At 76.4% G+C, this 22,444-nt stretch carries 2 protein-coding genes; both read left to right on the forward strand.

The features are described 5' to 3' along the window. The first annotated feature begins 39 nt into the window (after positions 1-39). Entirely contained in the window at positions 40-13,359 is a 13,320-nt protein-coding gene (locus I4Q55_RS34065) for a type I polyketide synthase (RefSeq protein WP_206793889.1), read from the forward strand. Between the two features lie 11 nt (positions 13,360-13,370). After that, positions 13,371-22,427: a type I polyketide synthase gene (locus I4Q55_RS34070; RefSeq protein WP_307793389.1), complete on the forward strand. Its 9,057-nt coding sequence runs from the start codon at positions 13,371-13,373 to the stop codon at positions 22,425-22,427. Positions 22,428-22,444 lie beyond the last annotated feature (17 nt).

Below are 22,444 nucleotides of genomic sequence, written 5' to 3' on the forward strand. Positions count from 1 at the left end.
AAGCGGAACGGTTTCGGCGGGCCGGGAAACGGTGGCGAGATGGCGAACGAGGAAAAGCTTCGCGACTACCTGAAGCTGGCGACCGCCAACCTGCGCAAGACGCGGCGGCAGCTGCGCGAACTGGCCGGGCGCGCGCAGGAGCCGATCGCGGTCGTCGGCATGGGTTGCCGGTTCCCCGGCGGGGTGCGCGGCCCCGCGCAGCTGTGGGACCTGGTCGCCGGCGGGGTCGACGCGATCTCCGCGTTCCCCGCCGATCGCGGCTGGGACGTCGAAAGCCTTTACGACGCCGGGATTTCCGGCACCCGCCAGGGCGGCTTCATCGATGACGCGCCGGAGTTCGACGCCGGGTTCTTCGGGATCAGCCCGCGGGAAGCGCTGGCCATGGACCCGCAGCAGCGGCTGACGCTGGAAGTGGCCTGGGAGGCACTGGAGCACGCCGGCATCGACCCGCTGTCCCTGCGCGGCAGCGCCACCGGGGTGTTCGCGGGTGTCTACTCCTCGGGCTACGGCACGAACCTGCCGGTGGACGCCGTGGAGGCGAAGGGCCACCTGCTGACCGGCACCGCGAACAGCGTGCTGTCCGGGCGGGTGGCGTTCGTGCTCGGCCTGGAGGGCCCGGCGGTGTCGGTCGACACCGCGTGCTCGTCGTCGCTGGTCTCGGTCCACCTGGCCGCGCAGGCACTGCGGAACGGCGAGTGCTCGCTGGCACTGGCCGGCGGCGCCACGGTGATGGCTTCCCCGGGGCTGTTCGCGGCCTTCGCCCGCCAGCAGGGCCTGGCCGCCGACGGCCGCTGCAAGGCCTTCGCCGACGGCGCGGACGGCACGGGCTGGGGCGAGGGCGCCGGGATGCTGGTGCTGGAACGCCTGTCCGACGCCCGCCGGCTCGGCCACCCGGTGCTGGCGGTGGTGCGCGGGTCCGCGGTCAACTCCGACGGCGCGTCGAACGGCCTGACCGCGCCGAACGGCCCGTCCCAGCAGCGCGTCATCGAAGCGGCCCTCGCCGCGGCCAAGCTGACCCCCGCCGACGTCGACGCGGTCGAGGCCCACGGCACCGGCACGGCGCTCGGCGACCCGATCGAGGCCGAGGCCCTGCTGCGCGTCTACGGTGCCGGACGTCCCGCCGGCCGTCCACTGTGGCTCGGCTCGGTGAAGGCCAACATCGGCCACACCCAGGCCGCGGCCGGGGTCGCCGGGCTGATCAAGATGATCCTCGCCCTGCGCCACGGCCTGCTGCCGCGCACCCTGCACGCCGGCGAGCCGTCCCGGCACGTCGACTGGTCCTCGGGCGCGGTGCGGCTGCTGACCGAGGCCGAGCCGTGGCCCGCCGGCGACCGCCCGCGCCGCGCCGGGGTCTCGGGCTTCGGGATCAGCGGCACCAACGCCCACGTCCTGATCGAGGAGGCCCCGGCTCCCGAGCCCGCCGAAGACGACGACCCGGCCGAGCCGGCCGAGCCGCGCGTCCGGGTGCTCGACGGCGAAACCGCCTGGCTCGTTTCGGGCCACAGCCCCGAGGCACTGGCCGCGCAGGCGGCGAACCTCCTGGATGTCACCGCCGAGCCGGCGGACGTCGGGTGGTCACTGGCCACCACGCGGGCGGCGCTCACCCACCGGGCGGTGGTGCTCGGCGGCGGCCGCGACGACCTGGCCGCGCTGGCCGGCGGGCAGCCGTCGGCGGGCGTGGTGACCGGCGTGGTCCCGGACACGGGCGCGGGCCGCACGGTGTTCGTCTTCCCCGGCCAGGGCAGCCAGTGGGCCGGGATGGGCCGGGAGCTGGCCGCGGTGTCGCCGGTGTTCGCGGCGCGGCTGGCCGAGTGCGCGGCGGCGTTGTCCCCCTACCTGGAACTGGACCTCGACGGTGGTTCCGAGGCTGCCGATGTGGTGCAGCCGGCGTTGTGGGCGGTGATGGTGTCGCTGGCCGATGTGTGGCGGGCGGCTGGTGTCGCGCCGGACGCGGTGGTGGGTCACTCGCAGGGTGAGATCGCGGCGGCGGTGGTGTCGGGTGCGTTGTCCCTTGAGGACGGTGCCAAGGTGGTCGCCCTTCGCAGCAAGGTGCTGACCGCGTTGGCGGGCCGCGGCGGGATGATGTCGGTGGCCGAGCCCGCGTCGGCGGTCCGGGAGCGGATTGTTCCGTGGGGTGACCGGTTGTCGGTGGCGGCGGTGAACGGCCCGCTGTCCACTGTGGTCTCGGGTGAGCCGGAGGCGTTGCGTGAGCTGGCGGAAGCCGCGGATGTCCGGACCCGGATGATTCCGGTGGACTACGCCTCGCACTCGGCGCAGGTGGATGCGCTGTGCGAGGAGATCGAAGAGGTCCTGGCCGGGATTTCCCCGCGTGCGGCCGAGATCCCGATGGTCTCGGCGATGACCGGCGAGTGGATTGCCGGTCCCGAGCTGGACCCGGCCTACTGGGCGGCCAGCCTCCGCGAACCCGTCGAGTTCGAGCGGGCGATCCGGGTGCTCGGCGAGTCGGGGCACGGCGTCTTCGTCGAAACCTCCCCGCACGCGGTGCTCACCGGTGCCATCGCCGACACCCTCGACACCCCGGTCGTCACCGGCACCCTTCGGCGCGATGACGGCGGGGCCCGGCGGCTGCTGCGGTCGCTCGCCGAAGCCCACGTCCACGGCGTCCGCATCGACTGGGCAAACGTCCTCAGTGGACAGAACATCGAGCTGCCCACCTACGCCTTCCAGCGCCGCCGGTACTGGCCGGGCCCGGCGCCGGTCGCCGACCGCACCGACGGCTGGCGCTACCGCGTCACCTGGACGCCCGCCGCGCCCGGCCCGGCGGCGCTGGCCGGCACCTGGCTGGTCGTCGCCGGCACCGCCGACGCGAGTGAGTACGCCGCCGCGCTCGAAACCCACGGCGCCACCACGGTCGTGACCCGGGCCGGCGAGCCCCTGCCGGACGGCGACTTCGCGGGCGTGCTCTCCTTGCTCGCCTTGACCGAGGGCACCGCGGCAACGCTGGACCTGGTGCGTGCGGGCATTCCCGCCCCGCTGTGGGTGCTGACCCGCGGCGCGGTCGCGGCCCGGCCGGGGGAAGCCCCGGACCCGGTGCGGGCGCAGGTGTGGGGCCTCGGCCGGGTCGCCGGGCTCGAACACCCCGATCGCTGGGGCGGCCTGGTCGACCTGCCCGAGGACGGCTTCGACCCGGCGGCGCTGTGCGCGGTGCTGGCCGGCACCGGGGAGGACGAGGTCGCGCTCCGGCCCGGCGGCCCCCTGGTCCGCCGCCTGGAACGCGCGCCCCGCGCCAAGACCGGCGAACCGTCCTGGACCCCGCGCGGCACCGTGCTGCTCACCGGCGGCACCGGTTCGATCGGCCGGCACGTCGGCCCGTGGCTGGCCGCCCGCGGCGCCCGCCGGGTCGTGCTGCCCACCCGGTCCGGGCCGTCGGCGGACCTGGCCGCGCTCGTCGCGGACCTCGCCGGTGCCGGGGCCGGCGTCGACGTGGTGGCCTGCGACATCGCCGAACGCCCTGCCGTCGCCGGGCTGCTGGCCCGGATCGCCGCGACCGGGCCCGCGCTGAGCACCGTGCTGCACGCGGCCAACGTCTTCCACCTCACCCGCCTCGACGAGACCGACCACGCGGGGCTGGCGACCGCGCTGGAGGCCAAGGCCGGCGGCGCCACCCACCTCGACGAGCTCGCCACGGACGTCGACGAGTTCGTCCTCTTCTCCTCGATCGCCGCCGCGTGGGGCAGCAACGAGCACGGCGGCTACGCGGCCGCCAACGCCCACCTCGACGCGCTCGCCGAGCACCGGCGCGCCCGCGGCCTGCCCGCGACGTCGATCGCCTGGGGCGTCTGGGACACCCGCGACTGGGACGCGCTGAACGCGGCCGCCGCGCACGAACCGGGCAGCGTCACCCCGGCGCGGCTGCTGCGGCAGGGCATGAACTTCCTCGCCCCCGGGCCGGCGCTGACCGCGCTCGGCCGCGTGCTCGCCGACGGCGACACCTACCTGGCCCTCGCCGACATGGACTGGGACCGCTTCGCGCCGGTCTTCACCGCGGCCCGGCCCCGCCCGCTGCTCGACCGCGTCGCCGCGCAACCGCGTCCGGCCGAGACCCCGGCCCCCACCGGTGAGCTGGCCGCGAAGCTCGCCGCGGCCCCGGCGGCCGAGCGCACCCGCGTCGTCACCGACCTGGTCCGGGCACACGCGGCCGCCACCCTCGGCCACGGCTCGGCCCAGGACGTGCCCGCCACGCGCGCCTTCCGTGACCTCGGGTTCGACTCGCTCACCGCGGTCGAGCTGCGCAAGCAGCTGGAAGCCGCGACCGGGGCGAAGCTGCCGTCCTCGGCCGTGTTCGACCACCCGACCCCGGCGGCGCTGGCCGAGCGCATCGTCGGGCAGCTGCTCGGCACCGCGGAATCCGCGCCGGTGTCGCCGGTGACCGTCGCCGACCCGGCCGAGCCGATCGCCATCGTCGGGATCGGCTGCCGCTTCCCGGGTGGCGTCGCGACCCCGGAGCAGTACTGGGACCTCCTGGCCGCGGGCGCCGACGTGATCGGCGGGTTCCCGGCCGACCGCGGCTGGGACACCGGCCTCTACGACCCGGACCCCGACCGGCAGGGCCGGACCTACGCCCGGGCCGGCGGGTTCCTCTACGACGCGCCCGAGTTCGACGCCGGGTTCTTCGGGATCAGCCCCCGGGAAGCGCTCGCGATGGACCCGCAGCAGCGGCTGCTGCTGGAGGTGTCGTGGGAGGCGCTCGAACGCGCGGGCATCGACCCGGAGACGCTGCGGGGCTCGGCCACCGGCGTCTTCGCGGGTGCCGCGCTCACCGGCTACGGCGCGGGCCTGGCCGAGGGTGACGGCGGCGCCGAGGGCTACCTGGTCACCGGCCACTCCGGCAGCATCATCTCCGGCCGCCTCGCCTACACCCTCGGCCTGGAGGGGCCGGCGGTCACAATCGACACGGCCTGCTCCTCGTCGCTGGTGGCGCTGCACCTGGCGGCCCAGGCCCTGCGTTCCGGCGAGTGCACCCTGGCACTGGCGGGCGGGGTCATGGTGATGGCGACGCCCGGGCAGTTCGTCGGCTTCTCACGCCAGCGCGGGCTCTCGGCCGACGGCCGCTGCAAGGCGTTCGGGGCCGGCGCGGACGGCATGGGACTGGCCGAGGGCGCGGGCGTGCTCGCCGTCGAACGGCTGTCCGACGCGCGGCGGCTCGGCCACCCGGTGCTGGCCCTGGTCCGCGGCACCGCGATGAACCAGGACGGCGCTTCCAACGGCCTCACCGCCCCGAGCGGGCCGTCGCAGCAGCGCGTGATCCGGGCCGCACTGGCGAACGCCGGTCTGTCCACTTCGGACGTCGACGCGGTGGAGGCGCACGGCACTGGCACCACGCTGGGCGACCCGATCGAGGCGCACGCGCTGCTGGCCACCTACGGCCGCGACCGCGACCGGCCGCTGTGGCTGGGCTCGGCGAAGTCCAACATCGGGCACACGCAGACCGCCGCCGGGGTGGCCGGCCTGATCAAGATGGTCCTGTCCCTGCGGCACCGGACGCTGCCGAAGACCCTGCACGCCGACCCGCCGTCGGCCGAGATCGACTGGGCCGCGGGTGACGTCCGGCTGCTCACCGAGCAGCGTCCGTGGCCCGCCACCGGCGCCCCGCGCCGCGGCGGCGTCTCGGCGTTCGGCATGAGCGGCACCAACGTCCACGTCATCCTCGAAGAGGCACCCGAGCCCACGCCCCGGCCGGTCACCGGGCCGCCGGTGCTGACGCCGTCGCTGGCCGCCTGGCCGGTGTCCGCGCGCACCGCGGCGGGCCTGGCCGCGCAGGCCGGACGGCTGCGCGAGTTCGCGCTGGCCCACCCGGAGCTGGACCCGGCCGACGCCGGCTGGTCGCTGGCCACCACGCGCAGCGCGTTCGGCCACCGGGCCGTCGTGCTCGGCGCCGACCGCGAGGAGCTGGCCGCCGGACTGGCGGCGGTGGCGACCGCGCAGCCCGCGGCCCGTGTCGTCACCGGCACGGTCACCGACGGCAGGCTCGTGTTCGTCTTCCCCGGCCAGGGCAGCCAGTGGACCGGGATGGGCAGGCAGCTCCTCGCCGAGTCGCCGGTGTTCGCGGCGAAGTTCGCCGAGTGCGCGGCGGCGCTGCGGTCCTTTGTGGACTTCGAGCCGGCCGAAGCACTGGCCGGGCCGCTGGACACCGCCGACGTCATGCAGCCGGTGCTGTGGGCGGTCATGGTTTCGCTCGCCGAGGTCTGGCGGGCCGCCGGGGTCGTCCCGGACGCCGTGGTCGGCCACAGCCAGGGCGAGATCGCCGCGGCCTGCGTCGCGGGAATCCTGTCGCTGGAGGACGCGGCCCGGGTCGTCGCGGTGCGGTCGCGGGCGCTGAGCGAACTCGACGTCGACGGCGGCATGCTGTCGGTGGTCATGCCCGCGGACGCGGTGCGCGAGCTCCTCGAGCCGTGGGGCGACCGGCTCGCCGTCGCCGCGGTGAACGGCCCGGCGACCACGGTCGTGTCCGGCGAACCCGGCGCGCTCACGGAGTTCGAACGCGAGCTGCGCACGCGGAAGGTGCTGCGCTGGCGCATCCCGGCGAACGACTTCGTCGCCCACTCGAAGCTGGTCGAGCCCCTCGCCACGACCCTGCCGGACGCGCTGGCCGGGATCCGGCCGCGGCCGGGGGAGATCCCGTTCTTCTCCACCGTGCGGGCCGCTTGGCTGGCGGGGACCGAGCTCGACGCCGGGTACTGGTACGCGAACGTCCGCGAGCCGGTCCGGTTCGCCGACGCCGTCCGGGAGCTGGCCGTGGCCGGGCACCGCGTGTTCGCCGAGGTCTCCGCGCACCCGGTGCTGACCGCCGCGATCGCCGAGACCGCCGAGGACGCGGGCCTGCCCGCCCCGGTCCTGACCGGCACCCTCGAGCGCGAAGACGGCGGCGCGGACCGCTTCCTGGCGGCGCTGGCGACGGCCGCGGCGCACGGCGTCCCGGTCGACTGGACCACGGTCCTTTCCGGACGGACGGTCGAGCTGCCCACGTACGCGTTCCAGCGCGACCGGTACTGGCCGGAAGCCCGGAAGCCGTCGGCGAGCGTGGCCGAGCACGGCGGGTCGGCGGTGGCGGACTGGCGCTTCCGCGTCGAGTGGACCCCGGTGCCCGACCCCGTAGCGCCCCAATGTGGCCTTGGTTGCGCTCAACGCACCGAAGGCCACCTTGGGTGCGTTGAACGCACCGAAGGCCACATTGGGTGCGTCTCGCCGGTCCTGAGCGGGACCTGGGTCGTCGTGGGGGAGACCGGGCCGGTGGTCCGGGCGCTCGAAGAGCGGGGTGCCGAGGTGCTCGTCGTCGGCCTCGACGGCGTTCCGGACCGCGAAGCCTGGGCGTTCCGGCTCGCCGAAGCCGTCTCCGGCCATCGGCCCGAGGGCGTGGTTTCCCTGCTGGGAACGGACGAAACGCCGCTTCCCGGGCACCCCTCGGTGACCGCCGGCCTGGCCGGGACCCTCGTCCTGCTGCAGGCGCTCGGCGACGCCGGGATCGCCGCCCCGCTGTGGGTGCTGACCCGCGGCGCGGTCGCCGCCGGCACCGAGCCGGCGCCCGGCCGCCCGGCACAGGCGCCGGTCTGGGGCCTCGGCCGCACCGCCGCCGTCGAGCACCCCGACCGCTGGGGCGGCCTGATCGACCTGCCCGCCGCGTGGGACGACCGCGCCGCGGACCGCCTGGCCGCCGTGCTCGGCGCGCGGGACGAAGACCAGGTTGCCCTGCGGGACACCGGGATCCTGGCCCGCCGGCTGGCCAGGGCCCCGCTGCCCGCCGTCCCCGGCCCGCGGTTCGTCCCGCGCGGCACCGTGCTGATCACCGGCGGCACCGGCGCGATCGGCGGGCACGTCGGCCGCTGGCTCACCGGCCGCGACACCCGGCGCGTGGTGCTGACCAGCCGCTCCGGCCCCGGCGCCGCCGGCGTGGCCGGGCTCGCCGCCGGGCTGGCCACGGCCGGCACCGCGGTCGACGTCGTCGCCTGCGACACCGGGGACCGCGCCGCCGTCGCCGCGCTGCTCGACCGGATCGACGCCACCGGGCCGGCCCTGTCCACCGTCATGCACGCGGCCGGCGCCCTCGACGACGGCGTGCTCGACCGGCTCGGCACCGAACGCCTCGCGAGCACCCTGGCCGGCAAGGCGGCCGGCGCGGTGCACCTCGACGAGCTCACCGCCGGGCACGACCTCGACGCGTTCGTGCTGTTCTCCTCGACGTCGGCGACCTTCGGCAACGGCGGGCAGGGCAACTACGCCGCCGCCAACGCCTTCCTCGACGCGCTGGCCGAGGACCGCCGCGCCCGCGGGCTGCCCGGCCTTTCGGTGGCCTGGGGGCCCTGGGACGGCGGCGGCATCGGGCAGGCCAGCGAAGGCGCCCGGCAGCGGCTGGCCCGCAACAAGTGGGAGGTCCTGATGGACCCCCGGCTGGCCGTGCAGGCGCTGGGGCAGGCCATCGAGGACCCCGGCCACCCGGTGCTGACCCTGATGGAGGTCGACTTCGCCGCGCTGGCCACCGAACACGGGGCCGAAGAGCTGCGGCGGACGCCGTTCATGCGGGACCTGCCGGAGATCCACGCGCCCGAGCCCGCGGCGGAAACCGGGCTCGCCGACCGGCTGGCCGGGCTGGCCCCCGCCGAGCAGGAGCGTGTCCTGGCCGAGCTGATCCGGTCCGAAGCCGCCCACGTGATGGGCTACGCGTCGGCGTCGGTGCTCGAACCCGCCCGGGCGTTCAGCGAAATGGGCCTCGACTCGCTCACCTCGGTCGAGCTGCGCAACTCCCTCGGCGCGGCCACCGGCCTCGCTCTGCCCACCACGCTGCTGTTCGACCACCCCGACCCGGAAGCGCTCGCCGCGTTCCTGCGGACCGAGCTGACCGGGACTGCGGGCTCAGTCGGTCCCGCGGCGCCGGTCACCACCCGGCCCGTCGACGAACCCCTGGCCATCGTGGCGATGAGCTGCCGGTTCCCCGGCGGGGTGCGGACGCCGGAGGACCTGTGGGCGCTGCTCGACGGCGGCCGCGACGCGATCACCGGCCTGCCCGCCGACCGCGGCTGGGACCTCGACGCGCTCTACGACCCCGACCCGGACCGGCCCGGCACGGCGTACGTGCGGGAAGGCGGCTTCCTGCAGGACGTGGCGGAGTTCGACGCCGGCTTCTTCGGCATCTCGCCGCGCGAAGCCCTCGCGATGGACCCGCAGCAGCGGCTGCTGCTGGAAGTGACGTGGGAGGCCCTCGAACGCGCGGGCATCGACCCGGCGTCGCTGCGCGGCTCGGCCACCGGCGTGTTCGTCGGCGGGTACGTCTCCGGCTACGACCAGCTCGGCAGCCGGCTGGCCCGGACCGGCAGCGGAGCCGGCCTCGAAGGGCACCTGATGACCGGCAACGCGACCAGCGTGCTGTCCGGCCGGGTCGCCTACCTGCTCGGCCTGGAAGGCCCGGCGCTGACCGTGGACACGGCGTGCTCGTCGTCGCTGGTCGCGCTGCACATGGCCGGGCGCGCCCTGCGGGCGGGCGAGTGCTCGCTCGCCCTGGTCGGTGGCGTCACCGTGATGGCGACCCCGCGGGACCTGGTCGGGTTCTCGCGGCAGCGCGGCCTGGCCGCCGACGGCCGCTGCAAGGCGTTCTCCGGCGCGGCCGACGGCATGGGCATGGCCGAGGGCGCCGGCGTCCTCGCGGTCGAGCGGCTGTCCGACGCCCACCGCCACGGGCACCCGGTGCTCGCGGTGGTCCGCGGCAGCGCGGTGAACTCCGACGGCGCGTCCAACGGGCTGACCGCCCCGAACGGCCCCTCGCAGCAGCGGGTGATCCGCGCGGCGCTGGCGGACGCGCGGCTGTCCGCTTCGGACGTCGACGTGGTCGAGGCGCACGGCACCGGGACGTCGCTGGGTGACCCGATCGAGGCGCAGGCACTGCTGGCCACGTACGGCCAGGATCGCGACGAGCCGCTGTGGCTGGGTTCGGTGAAGTCGAACCTCGGGCACACCCAGGCGGCGGCCGGCGTGGCCGGGGTGATGAAGGTGGTCCTCTCCCTCCAGCACGGCACGCTGCCGCGCACGCTGCACGTGGCCGAGCCGACGCCGCACGTCGACTGGTCGTCCGGTGCGGTGGAGCTGCTGACCGAACCGGTGCCGTGGACCGGCGGCGGCCGCCCGCGCCGCGCCGGGGTGTCGGGGTTCGGCATGAGCGGCACCAACGCGCACGTCCTGCTCGAAGAAGCCCCGCCCGCGCCGGAACCCGCCGAGGACACCATCCCCGTCTCGGCGGGGGCCTGGGTGGTGTCCGCCCGCGACCCGGAGGCGCTGGCGGCGCAGGCCGGCCGGCTGCGGGAGTTCGTGCTGGCCCGCCCGCAGCTGGACCCGGTCGACGTGGCGTGGTCGCTGGCCACGACCCGCGCGCGGTTCGAGCAGCGAGCCGTGGTGCTGGGCGAAGACCGCGCCGAGCTGGTGGCCGGGCTGGCCGCGGTGGCGACCGGGCAGGCCGCCGCCGGCGTCGTCACCGGGACCGCCCCGCCGCACGGGCCCGGCCGGACGGTGTTCGTGTTCCCGGGCCAGGGGAGCCAGTGGGCCGGGATGGGCCGGGAGCTGGCGGAGTCGTGCCCGGTGTTCGCGGCCCGGCTGGCGGAGTGCGAGGCAGCGCTGGCGCCTTATGCCTCGCTGGATCTGGACGGTGGTTCCGAGGCCGCGGACGTGGTGCAGCCCGCGTTGTGGGCGGTGATGGTGTCGCTCGCCGAGGTGTGGCGGGCCGCCGGTGTCGTGCCGGACGCCGTCGTCGGGCATTCCCAGGGTGAGATCGCGGCCGCGGTGGTGGCGGGTGCGTTGTCCCTTGAGGACGGTGCCCGGGTGGTCGCCCTGCGCAGCAAGGCGTTGACGGCGTTGGCCGGTCGTGGCGGGATGCTGTCCGTCGCCGCGCCGGCCGCGGAGGTCCGGGACGGGATCGCGCCGTGGGCCGACCGGTTGTCGGTGGCCGCGGTGAACGGTCCACTGTCCACTGTGGTCTCCGGTGAGCCCGGCGCGCTGCGGGAGTTCGCGGAGACAACGGAGGCCCGGACGCGGCTGGTCCCGGTGGACTACGCGTCGCACTCGGCTCAGGTGGACGCGCTGCGCGAAGAGATCGTCTCGGTGCTGGCCGGGATTTCCCCGCGGACGCCCGAAATCCCGATGATCTCGTCGATGACCGGCACTCCGGCAGCCGACCTGGGCGCGGAGTACTGGTTCGCGAGCCTGCGGGAGCCGGTCGAGTTCGAGCGGGCGGTCCGGGCGCTGGGCGAGTCGGGCTACGGCGTGTTCGTGGAGGTTTCCCCGCATCCGGTGCTGACCGGCGCGATCGCCGACACCCTGGACACGCCCGTCGTCACCGGCACCCTGCGCCGCGACGACGGAAGTGAACGACGGCTCCTGACCTCCTTCGCCGAAGCGTCGGTGCGCGGTGTCCCGGTGGACTGGGCGGAGGTGCTCGGCCGGGCGGGCACGGTCGACCTGCCGACGTACGCCTTCCGGCACCGCCGGTTCTGGCCCGACGCGGTCGCCGCGGAAAGCGACGACGCCTTCTGGGCCGCGGTCGACAGCGGCGACGTCGGCGAGCTGGCCGCCACCCTCGCCGTCGACGACGAGAAGCTCGGCGACCTGCTGCCCGCCCTGGCGGCGTACCGCCGTCGCCGCCGCGGTGGCACCGCGCTGGACGACCGGCGCTACCGCGTGACCTGGGCCCCGGTCGCCGAGGCGGGGCCGGCGGTGCTGTCGGGCACCTGGCTGGTGGTCGGCGACCCGGCGGAGACTGCTCCGGTGGCCGCCGCCCTGACCGCCCGCGGCGCGGAGGTGGTCACCGCGACCGCCGGCTCGCCGCCGCCGGCGCGCCCGCTCGCCGGGGTGGTTTCGCTGCTGGCCCTCGACGAGCGCCCGGTCGACGGGACGGCGACCGCGGGCCTGGTCGCCACCCTGGACCTCGTCCAGGCCGGAATCGACGCCCCGCTGTGGGTGCTGACCCGCGGCGCCGTCGCCACCGGCCCCGGCGAACCCGCGTCGCCCGCGCAGGCCCAGGTCTGGGGCCTGGGCCGGGTCGCCGCCCTGGAGCAACCGGACCGCTGGGGCGGCCTGATCGACCTTCCGCCCACCCTGGACGAAAGCACCGCGGCCCGGCTCGTCGGAGTCCTGGCGGGCACCGGCGAAGACCAGGTGGCCCTGCGGCCCCGGGGCATCCTCGCGCGGCGGCTGACCCGCGCGGGCCGTCCCCGCGCGGGCGAGAGCTGGCACCCCCGCGGCACCGTGCTCGTCACCGGCGGCACCGGGACGCTGGGTGCGCACGCCGCCCGCTGGGCCGGCGGGCGCGGGGCCGACCGGGTCGTGCTGACCGCGGACACCCCGGTCACCGCGGACACCGCCCGCCTGGCCGCGTCCCTCGCCGTGGCCGGAACCGCGGTCGACGTGGCCGGGTGCGACACCACCCGGCGGACCCAGGTGGCCGGGCTGCTGGACCGGCTCGGCCCGCTGTCCGCCGTCGTCCACGCCGACGGCGTCGGCCAGGCCACCGCGGTGGCCGACACGTCCGCGGCGGAGCTCACCCGGGTCGCCACCGCCAAGGCCGCCGGGGCCGCCTGGCTGGACGAGCTGGCCGGCGACCTCGACGCCTTCGTGGTGTTCTCCTCGATCGCGGCCACCTGGGGCAGTGCGCTGGTCGGCGGGTACGCCGCCGGCAACGCCTTCCTCGACGCGCTGGCCGAGCGCCGCCGGGCCGCGGGGAAGCCGGCGACCGCCGTCGCCTGGGGTCCGTGGGCCGGGGGGCCCGAAGCGGGCCGGTCGGTGCGGCACGGCCTGCGGACCCTCGACCCGGACCTCGCCGTGCGCGCGCTGGGGCAGATCCTCGACGCGGGGGAGGACGCGGTCACCGTGGCGGACGTCGACTGGGCCGCCTTCGCTCCCGCGTTCACCGTGCGCCGGCCGAGCCCGCTGCTCGCCGCGGTCCCGGAGGCGGCCACCGCGCTGGCCACACCCGAGTCCACAGTGGACAGCGACTTCGCCGGGCGGCTGGCCGGCCTGCCACGGCCTCGGCAGGACCAGCTGCTCACCGACCTCGTACGCACCGAAGCGGCCCGCGTCCTCGACCACACCGGGCCCGCGGACGTCGCCCCCGACCGGGCGTTCAGCGCCCTCGGCTTCGACTCGCTGACGTCGGTGGAGCTGCGCAACCGGCTGGCCGCGGCCACCGGGGTCCGGCTTCCCTCCACCGTGGTCTTCGAGTTCCCGACCGCGGCCGCGCTGGCCGCGCACCTGCGAGAGGAGCTGGTGGGGGCGCCCGAAGAACCCGATGTCGCGCAGCAGCTGGCGGACGCCGGCGACGACGAGATCTTCGACTTCATCGGCAAAGAATTCGGCATCCAGTGAGGGGGACGGAAGTGAGCGAAGAGAAGCTCCGGTACTTCCTCAAGCAGGTGACGGCGAACCTGCACGAGACCCGCCGCCGCCTGCACGAGCTGGAGTCGGCGTCCGACGAGCCCGTGGCCGTCGTGGGGCTGGGCTGCCGCTACCCGGGTGGCGTGCACGGCCCGGACGACCTGTGGCGGCTGGTGGCCGAGGGCACCGACGCGATCGGGGGCTTCCCCGCCGACCGCGGCTGGGACGTCCGCGACCTCGGCACCGGCTACGAGCGGCAGGGCGGGTTCGTCCACGACGTCCCGCGGTTCGACGCCGGGTTCTTCGGGATCTCGCCGCGCGAGGCGCTCGCCATGGACCCGCAGCAGCGGCTGCTGCTGGAAGTCTGCTGGGAGACCCTGGAACACGCGGGCGTGGACCCGGTGTCCCTGCGGGGTTCGCGCACCGGCGTCTACGTCGGCGCCACGGCCTCCGGCTACGACTGGCTCACCCGCGCGCACGGCGGCGACGAAGGCCACGTCGTCGCGGGCAGCGCGCTGAGTGTCCTTTCCGGACGCGTCGCCTACACCCTCGGCCTGGAGGGCCCGGCGGTCACCGTGGACACGGCGTGCTCGTCGTCGCTGCTGGCCGTGCACCTGGCGGCGCGGGCGCTGCGGGCGGGCGAATGCTCGCTGGCGCTGGCCGGCGGGGTGATGGTGATGGTCACCCCGGGCATGTTCGCCGAGTTCTCCCGGCAGGGCGGGCTCGCCGCCGACGGCCGGTGCAAGCCCTTCGGCGCCGGCGCGGACGGCACCGGCTGGGGCGAGGGCGCCGGGCTGGTGCTGCTGGAACGGCTGTCCGACGCCCGGCGGCACGGTCACGACGTGCTCGCGGTGATCCGCGGCAGCGCGGTCAACTCCGACGGGGCGTCCAACGGCCTGACCGCGCCCAGCGCGCCGGCCCAGCGCCGGGTGATCCGCGCGGCACTGGCCGACGCGCGGCTCGAAGCGTCCGATGTGGACGTAGTCGAGGCGCATGGCACCGGCACCACTCTCGGCGACCCGATCGAGGCCGAAGCCCTGCTGGCCACCTACGGCCGCGACCGCGCCGAGCCGCTGTGGCTGGGCTCGCTGAAGTCGAACATCGGGCACACCCAGACCGCGGCCGGTGTCGCCGGGGTGCTCAAGATGGTCCTGGCGCTGCGGCACGAGCAGCTGCCCGCGACCCTGCACGCCGAAGAGCCCACCCCCCACGTGGACTGGCCGGCGGGGCAGGTCCGGCTGCTGACCGCCCCCGTCGCGTGGCCGGCGGGCGAGCGGGCGCGCCGGGCCGGGGTGTCGGCGTTCGGGGCCAGCGGCACGAACGTCCACCTGATCCTCGAAGAAGCCCCGGCTTCCGGCGACGCACCCGGCGACCGGCGGCCCGGCCCGGTGCTGTGGCCGCTGTCGGCCCGCACCCCCGCGGCGCTCGCGGCGCAGGCGGGCCGGCTCCTGGACCACGTCCGGGCGCACCCGGACCTCGACCCGGCCGACGTCGGCTTCTCGCTGGCCACCACCCGGACCGCGTTCGAGCACCGCGCGGTGGTCACCGGCGACTTCGTCGAGGGACTGGCCGCGCTGGCCGGCGGCCGGTCCGCGCCGGACGTGGTCACCGGAGCCGTGCGGCCCGGGCGCGTCGGGTTCCTCTTCGCCGGCCAGGGCAGCCAGCGCGCCGGGATGGGCCGGCAGCTGCACGCGGCGGACCCGGTGTTCGCGGCGGCGTTCGACGAGGCGTGCGAGCTGATCGAAGCCGAACTCGGGCAGCCGATCCGCGACGTCGTGCTCGGCGAGAACGAAGCCGACGACCGCGCGGACCGGACGCTGTACGCGCAGACCGGGCTGTTCGCGCTGCAGGTGGGCCTGCTCGCCGTCCTGGCCGCGGCCGGCGTCCGCCCGGACGCCGTGGCCGGGCACTCGGTCGGCGAGATCGCGGCGGCCCACGCGGCCGGGGTGCTGTCACTCCCGGACGCGGCCCGGCTGGTCGCACACCGCGCGCGGCTGATGGAAGCGCTGCCCGAAGGCGGGGCGATGGCGGCGATCGAGGCGTCCGAAGCCGAGATCTCGCCGGACCTCGGCGGCGTGGCGCCGGCGGCGGTGAACGGGCCGTCGTCGGTGGTGGTCTCCGGTCCGGCCGAGGCGGTCGACGGCGTGGTGGCGCGCTGGCGGGAGCGGGGCCGCCGGGTGCGGCGGCTGCGCGTGAGCCACGCCTTCCACTCGCCGCTGGTCGAACCGGCGCTGGCCGACCTCGCCGACGTCGCCGCCGGGCTGACGTTCGCCGCGCCCCGGCTGCTCTGGGCCGGCGCGCTGACCGGCTCGCTGGTGGAGACGCCGGACGCGGGCTACTGGCCCGCGCAGGCCCGGGCCGCCGTGCGGTTCGCCGACGCCGTGGAAACCCTGACCGCGCAAGGCGTTTCGGTTTTCCTGGAGCTTGGGCCCGACGGGACGCTGTCGGCGATGGACACCGGCGCCGACGCCGCGTTCGTGCCCCTGCTGCGCCGCGACACCCCGCTCGTGACGGCCCTGGCGAAGGCCCACGTCCACGGCGTCACCGTCGACTGGCAGGCCGTCCTCGGCGGACGGCGGACCACGCTGCCCACGTACGCGTTCCAGCGGGAGCGCTACTGGCCGGACGGGCCCGCGGTGGCCGCGGCACCGGCCGCGGACTCCCGGCTCTGGACCGCGGTCGAGCAGGGCGACGTCGCCGCGCTGGCCGCGGAGCTGCCCGCCCCGGCCGAGTCGCTGCGCGAGGTGCTGCCCGCCCTCGCGTCCTGGCGGCGGCGCGAGCGGGCCGACACGCTGACGGCGAACCTGCGCTACCGCGTCACCTGGACCCCGATCGCCGAACCGGCGCCGGCCACCCTGTCCGGCACCTGGCTGCTGGTGGGCGAAGCACCCGACGTCGAAGCCGTCCTCCGCACGCACGGCGCGGACGTCCGCACGCTCGACGCCGCCGGGCTCGACCGCACCGCCCTGCCGGACACCGATCTCGCCGGCGTGGTTTCCGTCCTGGACTGCCCGGCGAACCTGACGTTGGTCCAGGCACTGGGCGACGCCGGGATCGACGCGCCGCTGTGGCTGCTGACCCGCGGTGCCGTCGCCGCCGCACCCGGGGAACCCACCCGGCCCGAGCAGGCGCAGACCTGGGGGCTGGGGCGCGTCGCGGGCCTGGAACACCCGGAGCGCTGGGGCGGCCTCGTCGACCTGCCGTCCACAATGGACGACAAGGCCGGACGCCGGCTGGCCGCGGTGCTGGCAGGTCTCGGTGAGGACCAGGTCGCGCTGCGCCCGGCCGGGCTCGCCGCCCGGCGGCTCGTCCGCGCGGCCCCGCCGGAACGGACCGGGACCTGGACGCCACGCGGCACCGTGCTCGTGACCGGCGGCACCGGCGCGCTCGGCGGGCACATCGCGCGGTTCCTCGCCGGGCGCGGCGCCCGCCGGCTGGTGCTGACCAGCCGCGGCGGCCCCCAGGCCCGCGGTGTCGCGCAGCGGGTGGCGGAGCTCGCCGGCCAGGGCACGGCGGTGACCGTCTACGCCGCCGACGTCGCCCGCCGCGACCAGGTCGCCGCCCTGCTGGACCGGATTCCCGAGCTGACCGCCGTCGTGCACGCCGCCGGGGTCGGGCAGGCCACGCCGCTCGCCGAGACGACCCTCGCCGAGCAGGCCGCGGTCACCGAAGCCAAGGCCGGCGGCGCGGCGCACCTCGACGAGCTGACCCGCGACCTCGACGCCTTCGTGCTCTGCTCGTCGATCTCGGCGACCTGGGGCAGCGCCTGGCAGCCCGGCTACGCGGCCGCCAACGCCTTCCTCGACGCGCTCGCCGAAGACCGCCGCGCGCGGGGGCAGGCCGCGACGTCGATCGCCTGGGGCCTGTGGGACGGCGACGGTCTCGGCGCCGGGGCCGGTGGCGAGCAGGCCCGCCGCCGCGGCCTGAAGCCGATGGCTCCGGACGTCGCGATCCACGCGCTCGGCCAGGCGCTCGACGCCGGCGAGGACCTGGTCACCGTGGCGGACGTCGACTGGGCCGCCTTCGCTCCCGCGTTCACCCTGCGCCGTCCGAGCCCGCTGCTGGCCGGCCTGCCCGAGGTCGCCGCGGTGCTCGCCGCCGCGCCGGAACCGGCCCCCGGGAAGCGTGCCGAGTTCTCCGAAAGCGAGCTGCTCGACCTCGTCCGCGACCGGACCGCGACCCTGCTCGGCCACGCCTCGGCGGCGGCGATCGAGCCCGGCCGGGCGTTCAAGGACCTCGGCTTCGACTCGCTGACGTCGATGGAGCTGCGGGACCGGCTGGCGGCCGCGACCGGGCTGCAGCTGACCGCGACACTCGTGTTCGACCACCCGACCCCGGCCGCGGTCGCCGCCCACCTGCGCCAGGAACTCGGCGGCGGCCCGGCGGAGACCGCGGCGGTCACCGTGGCACCGGCGGACGAGCCCGTCGCGATCGTCGGCATGGGCCTGCGGCTGCCGGGCGGTGCCACGACGCCGGAGCAGCTGTGGGACCTGCTGGACACGGGCACGGACGCGGTCGGCTCCTTCCCCGCCGACCGCGGCTGGGACGTCGCCGCGGGCGACTACGCGGCGGTCGGCGGCTTCCTCGCCGACGCCGCCGACTTCGACCCGGGCTTCTTCGGCATCAGCCCGCGCGAGGCCCTGGCGATGGACCCGCAGCAGCGGCTGCTGCTGGAAGTCTCGTGGGAGGCCCTCGAACGCGCCGGCATCGACCCGTCCCGGCTGAAGGGCTCGAAGACCGGCGTGTTCGCCGGCGCGGCCGCGTCCGGCTACGGCCGCGGCACCACGGTCGGCGCCGACAGCCACCTGCCGATGGGCACCGCGACCAGCATCCTGTCCGGCCGGATCGCCTACACCCTCGGCCTGGAGGGCCCGGCGGTCACCGTCGACACGGCGTGTTCGTCCTCGCTGGTCGCGCTGCACCTGGCGGTGCGGGCCCTGCGGTCGGGTGAGTGCTCGCTGGCGCTGGCCGGTGGCGTCACGGTGCTGCCTGACCCGGACGTCTTCGCGCAGTCCGTGCAGCAGCAGGGACTCGCGGCGGACGGCCGGTGCAAGGCGTTCTCGGCGGCCGCGGACGGCACCGGCTGGGCCGAAGGCGCGGGCATGCTGGCCGTCGAACGGCTCTCGGACGCCCGCCGCCACGGCCACCGCGTGCTCGCCCTGATCCGCGGCAGCGCGATCAACTCCGACGGCGCGTCCAACGGCCTCACCGCCCCGAACGGCCCCTCGCAGCAGCGGGTGATCCGGGCCGCGCTGGCCGACGCCGGACTGTCCACATCGGACGTGGACGTGGTCGAGGCGCACGGCACCGGGACGTCGCTGGGTGACCCGATCGAGGCGCAGGCACTGCTGGCCACGTACGGCCAGGACCGCGACGAGCCGCTGTGGCTGGGTTCGGTGAAGTCGAACCTCGGGCACGCCCAGCAGGCGGCCGGCGTGGCCGGGGTGCTGAAGATGGTGCTGTCGCTGCGGAACGGCAAGCTGCCCCGGACGTTGCACGTCGACGCGCCGTCACCGCACGTGGACTGGTCGGCGGGCAAGGTCGTCCTGCTGCGGGAGCCGGTCGCCTGGCCCGCGGGCGACCGGCCGCGGCGGGCCGGGGTGTCGGCGTTCGGGGCCAGCGGCACCAACGCCCACGTCATCCTCGAAGAGGCCCCGGCCGGTCCCGCGGTGTCCGAGCGGCGGCCGCTCGTTCCCGGTGCCACCGCGTGGATCCTGTCCGGCCGCACCGCCGACGGCCGCGCCGCCCAGGCCGGTCGCCTGCGCGAGCACGTCCTGGGCGGCTCGTGGGCGCCGGCGGACATCGGCTGGTCCCTGGCCACGACGCGGTCGGCGTTCCAGCACCGGGCGGTGGTCCTCGGTGAGGATCTCCCCGCCGGTCTGGCCGCGGTGGCGACGGGACAGCCGGGCGCCGGCGTGGTGACCGGCGTCGCGGCCGCCGCGCCCGGCCGGACGGTGTTCGTGTTCCCGGGCCAGGGCAGTCAGTGGGCCGGGATGGGTCGCGAGCTGGCGGAGTCGTGTCCGGTGTTCGCGGCGCGGCTGGCGGAGTGTGCGGCGGCGTTGGCGCCTTTTGTCTCGCTGGATCTGGATGATCTGGACTCCGCGGATGTGGTGCAGCCGGCGTTGTGGGCGGTGATGGTGTCGCTGGCCGAGGTGTGGCGCGCCGCCGGCGTGGTTCCCGATGCGGTGGTGGGGCATTCGCAGGGGGAGATCGCGGCGGCGGTGGTGTCGGGTGCGCTGTCCCTTGAGGACGGTGCTCGCGTAGTGGCGCTGCGGTCGCGGGTGCTGACGGCGTTGGCGGGTCGCGGCGGGATGATGTCGGTGGCCGAGCCTGCTTCGCTGGTGCGTGAGCGGATTGCCCCGTGGGGTGCGCGGTTGTCGGTGGCGGCGGTGAACGGCTCGCTGTCCACTGTGGTCTCGGGTGAGCCGGAGGCGTTGCGGGAGCTGGCCGAATCCGCGGATGTGCGGACCCGGCTGATTCCGGTGGACTACGCGTCCCATTCGGCGCAGGTGGATGCCCTGCGGGACGAGATCGTCTCGGTGCTGACCGGGATTTCCCCGCGTGCGGCCGAGATTCCGATGGTGTCGGCGATGACGGGTGAGTGGCTGGCCGGGCCGGAGCTGGATCCGGCGTACTGGGCGGCGAGCCTGCGCGAGCCGGTGGAGTTCGAACGTGCTGTGCGTGTCCTCGGCGAATCAGGTCACGGCGTGTTCGTCGAGACGTCCCCGCACGCGGTGCTCACCGGCGCGATCGCCGACACCCTGGCCGACCCGGTGGCCGTCGGCACCCTCCGCCGCGACGACGGCGGCCCGCGGAGGCTGCTGCGGTCGTTCGCCGAAGCCTGGACCCGCGGTGTGTCCGTCGACTGGGCTTCCGTCCTGAGTGGACAGCCGGTCGACCTGCCGACCTACGCCTTCCAGCACCAGCGGTTCTGGCCCGAACCGGTCGCTCCGGCCGCCGGAACCGGCGCCGAGGCGGAGTTCTGGACCGCCGTCGACCGCGGCGACCTCGGTGACCTGGCCGGCAGCCTCGACCTCGAGCCCCGCAGCCTCCGGGACGTGGTCCCGGCCCTGGCCCGCTGGCGCCGCCGGAACCACGACGAATCCGCGGTCGCCGGCTGGCGCTACCGCATCGCCTGGACCCCCGTACCGGAGCCGGGCGCGGCCGAGCTGTCCGGAACCTGGCTGGTGCTCGGCGACGGCCCGGAGGTCACCGCGGCGCTCGCCGAGCACGGCGCCGACGTCGTCACGGCGATCGAGGACGCGCCGGCCGACCTGCGTGGCGTCGTGTCCCTGCTGGCCCTCGACGAGCGCCCGCACCCGGACCACCCGGTGGTCACCCGCGGCCTCGCCGCCACCCTGCGGCTCGTGCAATCTCTCGGCGAGGCCGGGATCGACGCGCCGCTGTGGGTGCTGACGCGCGGCGCGGTCACCACCGGCCCCGCCGACGCACCCACCCGCCCCGGGCAGGCCGCCGCGTGGGGCCTGGGCCGGGTCGTCGCGCTCGAACACCCGGACCGCTGGGGCGGCCTGGCCGACCTGCCGTCCACAATGGACAGCGAAACCGCGCGGCGCCTGTGTGCCCTGCTCGCCGGCACCGGTGAGGACCAGGTCGCGCTCCGGCCGGCCGGTCTCTTCGCCCGCCGGCTGGTGCGCGCCCCGCGACCGCGGCCCGCCACGCCCTGGGTGCCGCGCGGCACCGTGCTGGTCACCGGAGGCACCGGCGCCGTCGGCGGGCACGTCGGCCGCTGGCTGGCCGAGCGCGCCGCTGCCCGGACCGTGCCGACCAGCCGCTCCGGCGTGGCCGGGCCGGCGGAGGCCGGTAGCGCGGTCGATGTCGGCGCCACCCGGATCGTGCTGACCAGCCGCTCCGGTCCGGGCGCCGCCGACGTGGCCCAGCTCGCCGCCGGGCTCGCCGAAGCCGGCAGCGCGGTCGACGTCATCGCCTGCGACACCGCCGAGCGCGCCGCCGTGGCTGGGCTACTCGCCCGGATCGCCGCCACCGGGCCCGCGCTGTCGGCCGTCGTTCACGCGGCCGGCGTCAGCGCCGGCAGCCCGGTCGCCGAAACCACCGTCGCCGGCCTCGCCGACGTCACCCGGGCGAAGGTGGCGGGCGCGCGGTGGCTCGACGAACTGACCGGCGACCTCGACGCGTTCGTCCTCTTCTCCTCCGGCGCCGCCACCTGGGGCAGCAGCTACCAGCCCGGCTACGCCGCGGGCAACGCCTACCTGGACGCGCTCGCCGAAACCCGCCGCGCCCAGGGCAAAGCCGCCACCTCGGTGGCGTGGGGCCTGTGGGGCGGCGGTGGGCTCGGCGAAGGCGAGGCCGGGGACCGGCTGCGCCGGGCCGGGGTGCGAACCATGGACCCGCGGCTCGCCGTCCGCGCGCTCGGCCAGGTGCTCGACGGCGGCGAGGACGTGGTCACCATCGCCGACATCGACTGGGCCACCTTCGCCCCGACCTTCACCCTGCGCCGGCCCAGCCCGCTGCTGGCCGCGCTGCCGGAGGCCACGCCCGCGGAAGCCCCGGCCGAGGACGCCGAAGGGTGGGCCGCGCGGCTGGCCGGCCGGTCCGCCGCCGAGCAGGACCACCTGCTCACCGAGCTGGTCCGCGCCGAGGCGGCGGCCGTCCTCGGCCACGACGGGCCCGAGGCCGTCGACCCGGCACGGGCGTTCCGCGAGCTCGGGTTCGACTCGCTCACCGCCGTCGACCTGCGCAACCGGCTCGCCGCCGCGACCGGGCTCGCGATGCCGGCGACGCTGGTGTTCGACTACCCGACCGCGGCCGTGCTGGCCGCGTACCTGCGGGCCGGGCTGACCGGCGAAGACGACGCCGAGCCCGTCTTCGCCGACCTGGACCGCCTGGAGACGGCGCTCGCCGCCGTCCCGGACGGCAGCGAGCTGCGCTCCGGCATCACCGCCCGCCTGCGGACGGTGCTGTCGAAGTGGCTCGCCGGGCACGAGACACCCGAAGCGGAGGAAGCGGTCACCGGACGGCTCGAAGCCGCCGGGGCCGCGGAGGTCCTCGACTTCATCAACAACGAGCTGGGGATGGCGTGATGCGCGGAAGGACCTGT

It is taken from the genome of Amycolatopsis sp. MtRt-6, from assembly GCF_017308975.1.
Taxonomy (GTDB): domain Bacteria; phylum Actinomycetota; class Actinomycetes; order Mycobacteriales; family Pseudonocardiaceae; genus Amycolatopsis.

Excerpts from the sequence above, each read along its gene's own strand:
- I4Q55_RS34065 (WP_206793889.1), top strand. The coding sequence starts at position 40 with ATGGCGAACGAGGAAAAGCTTCGCGACTACCTGAAGCTGGCGACCGCC.